The sequence below is a fragment of the Micromonospora coxensis genome (genome assembly GCF_900090295.1).
Classification (GTDB): domain Bacteria; phylum Actinomycetota; class Actinomycetes; order Mycobacteriales; family Micromonosporaceae; genus Micromonospora; species Micromonospora coxensis.
This window is the reverse complement of record NZ_LT607753.1, coordinates 554,547-566,988: the sequence shown is the minus strand read 5'-3', so window position 1 is coordinate 566,988 and position 12,442 is coordinate 554,547. Positions and strand designations below refer to the sequence as shown.

General features: G+C 63.3%; 7 protein-coding genes and 1 pseudogene. 1 reads left to right on the top strand and 7 read right to left on the bottom strand.

Features of this window, described 5'->3' with window-relative positions:
• Positions 1-34: 34 nt before the first annotated feature.
• Positions 35-496, bottom strand: coding sequence for a very short patch repair endonuclease (locus GA0070614_RS02610; RefSeq protein WP_088974475.1), 462 nt, complete (start codon positions 494-496; stop codon positions 35-37).
• A gap of 290 nt (positions 497-786) precedes the next feature.
• Between GA0070614_RS02610 and GA0070614_RS02605 the strand changes: the two genes are divergently transcribed.
• Positions 787-1,929 carry a hypothetical protein gene (locus GA0070614_RS02605; RefSeq protein WP_197701406.1) on the top strand — a complete coding sequence of 381 codons (1,143 nt, stop codon included), beginning with the start codon at positions 787-789 and terminating at the stop codon, positions 1,927-1,929.
• 245 nt (positions 1,930-2,174) lie between these two features.
• Here GA0070614_RS02605 and GA0070614_RS30915 read toward each other — a convergent pair.
• The 6 genes and pseudogenes from GA0070614_RS30915 to GA0070614_RS02580 form a co-directional block, all read right to left on the bottom strand.
• A pseudogene (locus GA0070614_RS30915) lies at positions 2,175-2,690 on the bottom strand (IS5/IS1182 family transposase); the annotation flags it as partial.
• Positions 2,691-2,774: 84 nt separating this feature from the next.
• On the bottom strand, positions 2,775-4,724 hold the full coding sequence (gene drmB / locus GA0070614_RS02600; protein WP_172892351.1) for a DUF1998 domain-containing protein: 1,950 nt from the start codon (positions 4,722-4,724) through the stop codon (positions 2,775-2,777).
• Positions 4,721-8,191, bottom strand: a complete 3,471-nt coding sequence (locus tag GA0070614_RS02595; RefSeq protein ID WP_088974474.1) for a helicase-related protein — start codon at positions 8,189-8,191, stop codon at positions 4,721-4,723. Before GA0070614_RS02595 ends, drmB begins: the two co-directional genes overlap by 4 nt.
• Positions 8,188-9,894 (bottom strand): nuclease-related domain-containing DEAD/DEAH box helicase, encoded by a 1,707-nt coding sequence (locus GA0070614_RS02590; protein WP_197701405.1) that lies wholly within the window; start codon positions 9,892-9,894, stop codon positions 8,188-8,190. The genes GA0070614_RS02595 and GA0070614_RS02590 overlap by 4 nt, the downstream gene beginning before the upstream one ends.
• The gene (locus GA0070614_RS02585) at positions 9,882-11,396 is read right to left on the bottom strand and encodes a hypothetical protein (protein WP_088974472.1); all 1,515 of its coding nucleotides are present in this window, start codon (positions 11,394-11,396) and stop codon (positions 9,882-9,884) included. The genes GA0070614_RS02590 and GA0070614_RS02585 overlap by 13 nt, the downstream gene beginning before the upstream one ends.
• Positions 11,393-12,115 (bottom strand): hypothetical protein, encoded by a 723-nt coding sequence (locus tag GA0070614_RS02580; protein WP_197701404.1) that lies wholly within the window; start codon positions 12,113-12,115, stop codon positions 11,393-11,395. The genes GA0070614_RS02585 and GA0070614_RS02580 overlap by 4 nt, the downstream gene beginning before the upstream one ends.
• Positions 12,116-12,442 lie beyond the last annotated feature (327 nt).

Here is a 12,442-nt window from a genome sequence, read left to right as displayed (position 1 = left end):
GGACGCTAAGCCCAATTACAGGAGCTACTCATTGCTACCCTTCTCTAGCGCCATGAGGAGAGTTGCTCGGCCGCCTGGGATTCCAGCCTAGCTCCCGAAGATGCTCGGTCACTCGCCGCGCGGCGGTGCTTGGATCGCTCTTTACCTCGAGGTCCCAAATCCTTAGCACCGTCCACCCCATCGCGGCTAGGGCTGCGTCGTTTTCGCGATCGCGCTCCTGGTTCCGCGAAATTTTTTCTTTCCAGTATGGCTTCGCAGATTCGGGCTTGAAGTGATCGGGGTGACCGTGCCAGAATACGCCATCCACGAATATGGCGAGCCTCCAGCGAGTATAGGCGATATCTGGCCTCCCGGGCAACGATCTGAGGTGTATTCGGTAGCCCGGTGCGCCGAATAGCCGTAGAGCCCCTCGCAATGCGAGTTCTGGCTTGGTGTTCTTCGAGCGAATAGCGGCCATTACCCGAGAACGGCCTTGTTTCGACAGATGATCGGCCATGGCCTCCCGGCTCCTGTTATGGGCAAAGACTTAAGCCGGTTCGAGGCTGGTCCTTACCGGCGCTGCGATAATTTGCTGTCGAGTACTGGTTCTACCGTAGAGCAAGCTATGCATGCTCACCTCACGGGGCGGACGCGTCGCCCGAGGGGTCGCCTATAAGCGGTGAATTTACTTGAGGGCGATGCTAGCCGCAGGAGACTAACCTCCTGTCCGAAGGTGCGGGATTCGTACAAATCGGTCATATAGTATACGAGTTTACGGATCGGCCGCTGGGCGCAGGGCGGTGCCGCATGGACATCTCTAGTATTGTCGACGAGGTGAGCGGAAACCAGGTGGCCATCCCCGGTCTTGAGGCTGCCCCGCCGGTTGTCCAGAGTGCCGTCGGTGCGCGGGCATTCGGGGAGGAGAACCGAGCGAGGCTCCTCAGAGACTACTTCCCGCGCGGTGAGGATGTTGATCCGGCACTTGCCTGGCGTGACGTCTACCGCCTCCTGCTCTGGATAGATCGAACTACCGGGCTGGCGCACTGTTACGAAAGCGACAAGTGCCAGCCTGGCCGCCCCTGGTACGCCCGCAGCCTCGCGTTTCACGTATGGGTTGCAGGGGCGTTAGGCGTCGACCCGGGCGATCTGGACAAACACATCGACCTGCTTTTCCGAAATGCGACCGCAGACTTGGCCCTGGCGGCTGCGAAAAACCGAGGACGATTGCTTCCTGCTGTTGCCGAGCAACGCAAGCCGTACGAGGGAATGGGTCTACCTGAGCCGGGCGAAGACCCGGAACTAGAATCGATTATCACCGGATCACTGGAGCCGTTCCTGCTGCAGAAGCCGCCTTCCGAGCTGCTGCGGAACCTAACCGAGCGAATCCAGGCCCATGTTAGCTTTGAGAATAAACGAAAGAACCTTGTCGGCGAAGGCTTCGAGGACACTGTCGCTGCGCTTCTTCGCCGCATTCCCTCCATTGCTGAGCGACATTCTATTTTTGTCCGGCCGCCATTGCATCACCTGCCTGGTTTCAGAACTCCGCGAGCGAATAGTAAGACAAGGCAGGTAGACCTTGCCCTCGTTGATAACGTTTCAACGAGGCGAACCCTGGTATCGTGCAAGTGGAGCGTACGGAGTGACCGCGAGGAACAATTTGTCAGTGATTTTCGCGATTACGACCAACTTGAAGAAGCTGGTCAGGACTTCGAATATGTGTTGATCACTAACGAATTTGATCCAGCGCGGCTCGCTGCGGCATGCGAAGTACGCCGTCAGAACAGCCCTTTGTTCACTGCTGTCGTGCACGTCAACCCAGCAGGGCTGTATGCCGCATATAGAGGGCCGGTGCCGCAGCGCGGAAGGGGCATAGCCCGTGCCCTTACTCACATTGATTCTGGTCGTCTGTCGGGCCTCGACTCGTGGCTCACGGAGCTCGGCAATAGGTAAGCACAGACCCAAGTATGACTTATGGCTGTAGCCTTTCTTGGAGTATTTCTCGGGCCTCCACGTCCTCGCCGCGTGGTGCTCGGCCGCAGATCCACGGCGTTGAGCTGCCGGCAGCCACGTTACGAAGAGACCTGCCCCATGGGTGGACGTGTCCCTATCAGCGGTCCGCCGGCGCCACCCGACGTGGCCACAACACCCCGGACCATCCGAACGACAGAGGGCAGAATTTCATAGCGGGTCGAGCGACCGAGGTCTCCCCGGCTGGGGACGATCAAGAAGGTACCGGGGGAAGCAGTGCTCTTCAGCGCGTCGATGATGCCGTGAACGCGGGCCGCGCCCAAGCCATGGGTGGCGTGGGGTAGCGTCGACGAGGCCCAGGCAGCCGGCCGACCGCATCGGCGATGACCTGTAGGTTCACGCCGTGCCGTCTTGCCGGTGCCGGAGTAAGAGGGTTGCTGGTCGGCGCTGGTCGACCGGTATTAGCATGCCGTCGAGGATCGCGTATGCCAGCCTGCGTTGCGTCCCATGGCGGTGGCCAGGTCGACAGCTTCGCGGACGTACCGCCAGGCGACGCCGATGCCGAACCCGGCTTCGAGGCGGGTGTAGCTGGCGCCATTGCACAGGTGAGCGAGAGTGGGTAGAGCTTGCCAGGGCGGGTTGAGGTGCCGCCATTGCGATGGACGCAGATGGCTGTGAATGCGGACAGGATCGGCGAGGTGGTGCAAGTTCCTGGGCAGCGGGATCGTGGCGGAACGAGGCAACGCTTTGAGGCTCGCGGTCGGAGCTTCGGATCTTGCTCGACTTCCCGACTGTGGCGCGGTAGGCGTTGCGACGCCGTGCTGCTGTCAGAGGTCCACCTGCGAGAAGTATCCCAGATCGGGGTCGTTGAAGGTCCCGGTCACAAGACCGCGGTCCAAGAATCGATTGAACTCCTCACAGCTCGTCTCCGGCAGCAGCGCGCACCCGTGGCATGCGGCCAGGTTGCAGGAGTCGGGGCCTTGGCCTTTCTCGCCGACGTCCATGCAGACCGGGTCGGTGGAACACCAACGCGCGCCGCTGATGGCTGCAGCGAAGACCGAGCGCAGGTTGTCCGGCCTCGCCATGCGCACTAGCCCGCCCATTGTGCCTTCAGAGTCGCCGGCCGCCGTGTAGATCAGCAGGCCCGCCATCTCGCGGCCAGGGGTCGTCGACACGTAGAGGCGCTCGCGCAGGGATGCTGAGCTGTAGCCACACGTAAAGACCAACTCGTTGATCAGCAGGTGACCGAGCGTGTGTAGGAGAGCGAAACGCGGGGTGAGCGGCCGGTCCTGCAAGCCTCGCTGGTGAGCGGCGAGACCATAGTTGGCAGCGATCTTGTCGGCCCGCCGCTGCACCTCGGCGCGGGCCTCCCATGCTGCTAGGCGCCCAGGGTCAAGTTCGAAGTAGATCCCCTCGCCCTTGACGACGTATGCGGGCAGCCAGTCCTGGTCTGGGTGAAGCGGTGTGCGCCGCAGCAGCGCCTTCCCGACGCTGAGCCGTAGTACCTCGTCATAGACCCGCGTGAAGCCGCGCAACGCCCTTGTTTCACGCAGGATGTCAACCGATCGCACCCGCTCCAGGTATGGCTCCAAAGCGGTGTGTACTCCTGGGTCGGTCGCTGTCAAGTAGTCGTCCTTGGGAGTCTCGCGGATCTGCTTGAACTCGGGGTGGCGCCATTCCTCGTCACCCGTCAGCAGCTCTGCGTCACTGTCCCCGGCAGGCTGTGGCTGCTCGGCGCCGATACCGAAGAAGTCGCGGTACCCAGCCATGAGCTCGTCGTCTGAGATCGGCCTAAACAGTTCCGGTGGGACATTTTGCACGAGCTGCTTGCGCAGGAGACCAATATCGAGCTCTGGCCCAAAGATGCTGTGCAGGGTCCGCATGGTGGTGCTAACCGCCGGGTGACGCATCAGCTCGTGCATCTGCGCACTGACGGTGCCCTCCTGGCGCGGCAAGTAAATTGAGGACTCGACTTTCGGAAAGTAGACGTTGCCCGCAGCACGTAGGGCAGCCCGTACAGGTAGATCGCACGCACCCTCAAGCCGATGCAGCCACGGGCGCGCCCCGGTGCAGTAGTGGGGATCCTCTGGACCGGCCAGTCGGTCCGTGAGCCAGGTGTGCTCCTCACCAACGGAGGCGGGCAGCGTGGCCGTGATGTTCTGAAGGGAACGGTCCGCCCCACAACCCAGGCCCTGGACACGATCGCCCTTTGCGTCGTAGCCGCATGTGACAACCTGGCCTTCCAAGCCATTACCGCCGCGGGACACCAGCCGGAGCAGACCCGCGCATTGAGGGTTGTTGGACCGATGGACCCACTTGTCGAACGGGAAATCATCGATGTGGCCGTTGCGGCAGATCGCCACGAACGGCACCTGAGACATCCGGGGCTTGTACTGCCGGTCGCCGTGCTCCCGGTCGGGACACTGCTCCTGCTGTTGCATGCTAAGCGTGCTGAGCTTGAGCCGCTTGCAGTACATGCAGAAGGACCAACGGGGGAAGCGCAGCACTGGGACTGCCAGCCTAACGTTGCGCGTGTCGTTTCCTGTTCCCCGCTGGCGCCAGTCGGGTGGCAGCCGGAACTCGGAAACCCTCAGCCGGGCTTCCAACCGCCAGTCATGCTCCTGGTACTCCTCGAGCGCCAGGTTGTTCACGTCATCGACGTCATACCAGTGGTCGAGTCCGGCTGTGATGACCGATGTGCCATTGACAAGGACGCTCATGGCGCCGACGCCGAACGGAGTCACGAGCTGTGACCGCCTCATGTTCCCGGTGCTCATGGAATCTCCTCATATCCGGCGTCCGCCTGGGCGTATGCCGTCGAGATTCTCAGCCGGCACTCCGCGTCAACGTTGCGCATACTTGTCGGTACGTCCCAGATGGTCGCCCTGCTGCCCAGGTCGGGCAGCGTGCCCGCGTAGCGCATTAGTCCCTGTTTGGGATCGCTCTGCGCACCAATAGCGTTTGCCTCCCACTCGGTACGCTCCCACATGGACCACTCGCGTGCCCGCTGCCGGGCCATCCGCTCGAGGGCCTCAACTTCATCTGGATCCACGACCTGTGCCCGTTCGCGCAGAAGCTCGATGGCCTGCTCATAGGCTGGCTGCGGAAACGGGTGCGGTCCGATGCCAGCGGTTACCTGCCTGATGTGCGCGATCGTGGCTGCGTGCAGGGCGCGGCGCAGGACGGGTGCGGCGAAGGGGGTCACCGAGGTGGGCTCAACCTGCGCGTAGAGCTGCTGGTGGTAGGTGCAGAATCGCTCGTAGTGACTGCGATCCCGTGGCTTGGCCGCCCCGTAGATTGTGATGACAAGGCCGGGACTCACGTCGACGCGGCGACCCACTCGACCGCTGACCTGGATGTACTGCGCCGTCGTCTTCGGCTGGCCGACGATCGTCATGAGACCGAGCCGGTCGATGTCGACCCCGACCTCGATGATGTTCGAGGCTAGGCAGATGTCGACGCATCCCTGCTGGCCAAACTTCGTCTCCAACTGCTGGATGGCTTTCGGGATCTCATCGCTGCGTCGACGTGACGTGAGCTCCATCGTGACGCTCGGCCAGCGCGGGCTGATGCCGTCGCGTCGACGAAGGGCGGTTAGGTAGTCAGGGACGTCGGACTGGAGGAGCGAGACCGTGTTGCCGAGTTCTCGAAGGCTGTTGAGGAAATTTAGGTTGGTCCAGTAGCCGTCGCGGTCTGCCTCCGGGATGAGAGTGGCCGCCTGCAGTGTGGCTGCCGTTACCCGCACCTGGACGGTCTGTGTCGATCCTAATGACGCGCTCATGATCCCGAGATACCGCCGCCCTGGCTCTGGACTTCCATCCGGCAAGGTGGCCGGCTCGGCGAAGAAGGAGTGGCCTTCCTCCAGTCCATGGGGCGGGAACAAGGCCACCTGATGACGTCCGAAGAGTCCCCTGATTTGGTCCGCGAAGCGGCGGATCGTCGCCGTCGAGGCGATGATCTTTGGCGGTACTGGCTTCTCGCTCCGCCTGTCTGTGCAGAGATCGTCGATGACGGGTTCATACAGGCCCACCATCGAGCCCAGCGGCCCAGCGATCAGATGCAGCTCGTCCTGAATGATCAGGCCTGGCGGGGAGACATCCCGGTTGCCATCGTCATTCAGGCCAAACAGCCGGCGGGCCATCGGACGCCAGGCCAACATGGCGAACTTGTCAACCGTACCGATCACAATTGACGGCCGCACCTCGTAGATGTCCTCGTCGACGACGTGGACGGGCAGCCCGGTGCGTCCCGAGAACCTGCATGATTGGTCGATGCAGCGCATCATGACCCTTGAGCCAACCTGCTCGTAGCCGATGACGTCCTGGCCACCGCGGCTTCGGGGTTTCATGCCCATCTGCGTCCCACACCATGGGCAACGTAGGAGGAGGAACATGTTTTGCTCGTTCGCTCCACGCCGCATGCGGCGCAGACTCTCGACAGCCTGGTTCCAGGTGTTGGGTGTCGACGTGCCGCCGAGCCAGATTCCGATGCCGAACGCCGACTGGCCGAGCTCGGCCTGGTTTTTAGAGCGGATGTCCTCGAGAACGCAGATCAGCGAGGCCGCGCGCAGGAACTGCTGGGCGGTAAGCAGGCGCAACGTGTACCGCATGAGGGTGTCCGTGCCAGCGTCCTGGGGATTACGCAGGCGGCGCGCGAGAAGGCTTATCGCGGACGCCCCCAGATATGCCTCGGTCTTGCCGCCACCCGTCGGGAAGAAGATCAGGTCGACGAGCGACCGGCTTCCGCGGCTGGGTTCCACTAGCTCTGGAAGACTTGCAAGGATGAACGCGATCTGGAAGGGGCGCCAGTTGCCCTGCCCTGCCTGCGGCGTGGCTTCCGGGTGCGGCCCAGATGGACGGAGGATGTCATCGCGCCCGCGCTCAACATCGCGCAGAGGTAGCCGGGAACGAACCTGCTGAAAGAGCATCGCCTCGTTCGCCAGTCGGAACGCCCGCTCGGCGAGCGGGTTGGAGCCGACAAGCTTCCAGCCAGTTCGCATGCGCCCGAGTGCTTCCCTACACAAGCGCACATGCCGCCGCGCGGCATCCCGGAACCGTGGCAATAGGCCTGGGATCTCCGCCTCCTGGCGGTTGATCCAATCGCCGTAAAGAGCGAGCACTGTCTCGACCTGGCTTCGGCCAGTCGCGCTGCCCATGGCGAGTTCGGCCATGCTCACGCTGACCCGAACACGCTTGCCCGACTCGTCAGTCAAGTAGATGTCGGGCGTCAGGCTGACGACCTCATACGCGGGAAGCGGGTCAGCGCGCACCCATTGGATAGTCCCGCTCCCCTCGCCACCTCCCCAGCTGGCGGCGCAGCCATGGCCCACCGCGAATGTGCGCTTGTTCCGGTACAGCAGGTCGATCGACTGCTCCTCCTCACCCCGATCCGGGAGTTCGACCTCGGGATAAGCCTCAATTGTGAGCTCCTTTGCAGCTTCTACGCTAAGGCCCATCTGGAAAAGCGCGCTTGTTGGCCCAGTGCCAGCTGCCCGGTTTAGCATGGCGACCGTGACCAGGCGCAGCTCGGGGTCCGCCTCGCCGGGAACTGGGCGGCTGAAAACCTGAACCGCCGGCGTGACGCGCAGGGGCTCAGCGCCGCCTTGAGCCATCGGAACCTCCCAGAGCCTGTTGGTGCTTGAAAGCACCACGGCACCGGGGACCGACCCTGTGAGCTCGAATGGTCGCCGCAGCCACCACGTCCACGGGTTGGTCCTCCCAGAGACGTGGACATTGATCCGGTCGTAGTAGGCGCCGCTGACGCTCAGCTCGAGCGAGCCACCCATCCTGACGCGAACCTTAAAGGAGACCGCCATAGCAGAGGGCTTGAAGCGGTTGGCGTCGGTCAGGTCGAAGTCATCCGAGTCGGCGACGTCCTGGTGGAGCGTACCCGGGATCTCGATCGGAGGAACGTCAGGATTGTCCTCGCTTTCCCCTAGGCCCGAAACCCAGGTGACGTCCGCATCACCATCGACGCCATCGCTGAGCACGGTGGTTGCCTGCGACGAGGCACCGGGGTAAAGAACGCCTATGCCATAGCGGCGCAGTGGGTCGGCTTGAGTCAAGATCTCTTGGAACGTGGTGGCCTCGTGGAACTGGCCGCGGCTCGCTTCAACCGACTCGAAGTGAATTGTCCCAGTCGAGCAATCAACGGGAACGCCGGCCGGCGGCTCGCCGGGCTGCGGCCCGAACAACTCCCGGCGCACGGCATCCTCAATGACTTTCCGCGCTTGCAGGCCGGTCATAGCTTTCCTCCCACGATCATCCGGGCTGTTCCGGATTCAATCACGGCAAAGAGTCGGTCCGTAGCCCTTGTCATGCCGACATACATCAGCGACTCGAAGCCCGGCACCAGCCGGTGGTCCAGATCGGTAACCACGACAGCTGGCGCCTCAAGCCCCTTGAAGGCTTGGATGGTGGTATGCAGCAGCTGGCCTGGACGTCCGTGCCGGCCATCGGCCGAGTGCAGCACCTGGCGGAGCCAAGAATCGGGCGTTGTTTGGGCTGTAGACCCGTTCCGAAGCGGGCTGAGCACAACGATCTCGTTAAGCTCGTAGCCCTCATCTCTCAACGCCCGTACGGCCTGCACCAGCAGTGGCGACTGGTCGGCCCCGGCCCTGTACGGCACTAGGGTCGGGTCGACACCGTCGTCCTGCCGACGGAAATGCCTGTACCCTGGCCGTAGTTTGCTGAACAGGTTCACCTGGTAGCCGATGCGTGGCAGATTCCGGCAATTGGCGGTCAGTCGATGGGAGCTGAGGCGCGGGATGCGAACACCAAGCGAGGCACGGACATCACCGGACTCGAATATGGCCTGGCGCTCGAAGTCGCCGAAGAGGAGAACCCGACCATTTGCCAGCCCACCATGGACCATCAGATCCAGCACATCGAGATAAGGGTCCCTGACCATGTCCTGGATCTCGTCGACAATTAGGAAGTCACCCGCGAGATCCGGCCGGTCAAGCAGAACCTCCAACGCGGCTTCGGGAAGGTCTCGCTCCCAGAACGGAGCCCCGGCGCCGGGCGGGACCCTAGCTCCCGAGATCCTCAGCAACTCCTGATGCAGCGTGCCGACCGTCAGCCCCGCGGCGTCACCGAAATCCGAGGAGAGTTTCCGGCTGAGGAGCTTGTTAAAGCACAGCAGCCTGCCCGAACTACCTTGCGCGACCTCACGCTGGGCAGCCTCGACGGCAAGCAGGGTCTTACCCGAACCCGCCGGGCCCGCGAACAGGACCGCCTGGTTGTCGGCCATGGAGTCCAGAGCGAGATACTGCTCCTCGATAAAGGTGACGAGCTCCGCCTGGCGCACTCGGCGCATGTCGCCCGCAATGGTAGCGATCTCGAAGCGAGGTCTCAGCAACGAGGCGATCCGCGCGGACATTGCGCCATCCGGGCCGAGCCCGCCATACGAGAAGTATCTGATCTTGTCGTCGAGGTGCTTCGCCCCCTTGGCTAGGGTACGCAGCACGGCCGAGACGGGGCCGTTGCGCAGATCCTCGAGGTCGAGTACCTGCCAGTCGTGCCACTCAGGCGTCGAGGGAAGCATCGTGCGCGCCCGCACCTGCGTAAACCAGACGGCGCTGAGCATGGGGATCGAACGCAGATCGACTCCCCTCTTCTCGAGGAAGTGCTTGATGCTGTACATCGCCTCGCTTGCTTGCTGGAATGGCCCCCGAGCGGTCGGAGCATCATTGCCCAGCTTCCAGAGCCCATCCGCAAGCCGGTTGATGGTCCGGTGCGACTTCACTTCAATGACCAGCACACCCCTCCCGGGCACAATGACGACGAAGTCGGCCTCACCCTCAACGCCCCGGACGTGGTCGGCGATGCCCAAAGAGTGCAGCACAATCCAGTCGTCGGTGCCGTCACCTGACTGCAGCGCTGCGTAGAGGGCACGCTCCCCCGGCGGTGAGCCCCCGGGGCAGTAGGCGGGCATCATTCGAGCCATTGCCCGCTCCGATCCCGGAACGGCACTCGCGCATCGTGGCGGAGTACGATCTCAGTGTGTGGGGAGGTCGCCAGTACTCGCGTCGCAATTAGCCCCCGCACGCCCTCCCGGCCCATGTCCAGTCTCCAGTGACCGTCGCGTTCCATAGCGGAAAGGTCCGCCTCGGAGACGGCCTTTTCCAGCTGATCACGCAGGTTGGCACTGGCCTGATGGTGGGCCCGACGCAGCATAGTGGCCAGACCGAAGGTCGGCTGGATAGGGATGTCGAGCCAACTCAGTAGTGCATAGAAATCCTCGTCGCGGTTCGGGCGCATCAAAGCGGGATCAGTCCAGGCTCGCACCCGGTCTGCGGTCCTGACGCCACGGGCCCGGAGTTCCCTAACTGCCTCCGGATAGGAAATCAGCTCGAGACGGCGAGCGAGCGCATTCTTCCATGCCTTTTGGGCTGCGTCAACAGCGGAACCATTGGCAGGCAGGAGCGCTAGCGCGGTCCGGTAGAGAGCGCCACGCTCGGTCTCTCCCTGACGCAGCAGCAAGTAGGTGCCCGGGCGGACAGCGTTAACCTCGGTGTAGACAACGCGCTCGCCGGGCGGCTGCTCAGGATCGAGCGCCCGGATGCGGTCGCCGTCGTCCAAATAGATGGCGAGGTTGCCACTCAGTAGCACCTTGCGCGCCGCAACCTCGTCGGCTCTGGGCAGCCGGTCAGAGGACTTCCTGCCGCTCCAACTAGGCTGCGGAAGAAAGTCCTCTTCCACCTCGTCCGGCCCATCCGTGTCAACGGGCTCCCTAGTGTCACCCTCGATCGACACTGTGGCCTTGACGCGAATCGCGCCGTCGGCGTAGGCGGCGATCGGTGACCGCGGGATCGAGCGGTCACCAAACCAGGCGGGCAAAAAAAATTTCACCATGCTCGTTACAGGCGCTGTCACCAGTGACGACCGGTAGAACCGTGGTGGCCCCACGACAAGTGCCTGGCCTACGTCTGGCTGCTCTCGTTCCAGCTCGCCCGCAGTCAGCACCGGCGTGCCCAGATCGCAAAGCCACGTTGCCAGTGCGATCTGGGCTGGCTTGCTCGTCGCAACGACCACGCACTCTGATGGTCCGGCCTTTTCGATAAAGCGCACGAGCACGACGCCGAGCGGGGAAACTGCCTCGGTGACTGCCTGAGCAGCGGCGGTCAGTTCGTTCAGCAAAGCCTCATCACCCACGGCACCGCGAAGACGGTTGACCTGACGGCCGACCTGCTCACACATCTCTATGAGCACTGGGTTGTATCTGGCCGGCCGCGGCTGCGTAATCAGGCGCCACCGGAGCGCCTTGGTCGCACCTAAGAGATCCTCCCACAGGCCGGGGCCGTCGTCGCGCACGGCCAGTAGCAACCGGCGGACCACGGCGTTAAGGCGTGCTCCGGCCGGATCGCCGACCGCGATGATTTCAACGCCGTTGAGCGCAACCGACGCTGCGGCGGCGTAACGGCGGTTCAGGTCCGCGATCCGACTCATAGCGCCACCGTGAACGCCAGAGCCTCAATTCCAGCCGGTTGGCTCCACCCGAGATCCTCGCGGGTCGCGACCGGCTCACCACGGGTGTTGCGAAGCTGCACGATCAGCTCGGCGGCGACCTCATCGGCCACCGACCGGTCGAGAATACAGATGACAACCGGGGCTTCAATCTCGGCGAGGTGCTTGATGGCGCTGCTGCCATCGAGCACCACTGCTGTCAGGTCCTTGGGCAGCGGGAGCTGATCTTCCAGCCGAGAGGAGGGATAGAGCCTGGTGAACCAGGTCGACACCTTCGTGTCCTTCGGCAAGATCACATCTGCCAGCGAGCCATGCCCCACGTCCACCCTGTAGGGCTTGTGCTTGGCCGAGGCCTTGGCGAGGTCGTAGGCCAGTTTCGTAGTCCGGTCGGGATCTTCGCCTTCAGCGCATAGGAAGGCGCCGAGTTCCTCGCGAAGCCAGGCCAGCGTGCCCACGATCGCCAGGTCCGCCGCTGGCGATGCGAGCCGCGAGCTCCACGTCTGCTGCAGGTGTGCCATTCGACCGAGAGCACCGGCATGTGGACGCGCCGTCGTGACGGGCTCCTGCGGCCCGTTAAGTACGCGCAGTTCTCGAACGTGCGTAAGTTGCCACTGCGAGAAGTTGGCGAGGCAGAGACGATGTGGCGTCGTCGACTCGTTCAGAGCTACGAAACGGTCGACGATGACCTTGTGCTCGGTCACTACGCGGACTAACGCGCCGGGGACGGTCTCCCGAAGAATCTCCATCGGAGGCCGTAGCGGTTGCGCCGGGCGAGCCACCACCCATCCGCAACCAATGAGCACGGCAGCGAAGTCACGGCGGGGAACAGAGATGGCGACAATGAGTTGCCGGCCGAGATGTGCATCGGCATAGCGCGCAGCGCGAGTACCAAGCGCCAGCAGCGGGGCAATCCACGGGGCCGGTTCTGCTCGGCGAAGAGGTGAATCTGTCAGCCCGAATTGGGCTGGCACATGACTAAGCGCTGCTGCCACTTATGATCCCCTCCTCAGCCGGACAACAGAACGCTC

Excerpts from the sequence above, each read along its gene's own strand:
- GA0070614_RS02605 (WP_197701406.1), top strand. The coding sequence starts at position 787 with ATGGACATCTCTAGTATTGTCGACGAGGTGAGCGGAAACCAGGTGGCC.
- GA0070614_RS02595 (WP_088974474.1), bottom strand. The coding sequence starts at position 8,191 with ATGACCGGCCTGCAAGCGCGGAAAGTCATTGAGGATGCCGTGCGCCGG.
- GA0070614_RS02590 (WP_197701405.1), bottom strand. The coding sequence starts at position 9,894 with ATGGCTCGAATGATGCCCGCCTACTGCCCCGGGGGCTCACCGCCGGGG.
- GA0070614_RS02585 (WP_088974472.1), bottom strand. The coding sequence starts at position 11,396 with ATGAGTCGGATCGCGGACCTGAACCGCCGTTACGCCGCCGCAGCGTCG.
- drmB (WP_172892351.1), bottom strand. The coding sequence starts at position 4,724 with ATGAGCACCGGGAACATGAGGCGGTCACAGCTCGTGACTCCGTTCGGC.
- GA0070614_RS02610 (WP_088974475.1), bottom strand. The coding sequence starts at position 496 with ATGGCCGATCATCTGTCGAAACAAGGCCGTTCTCGGGTAATGGCCGCT.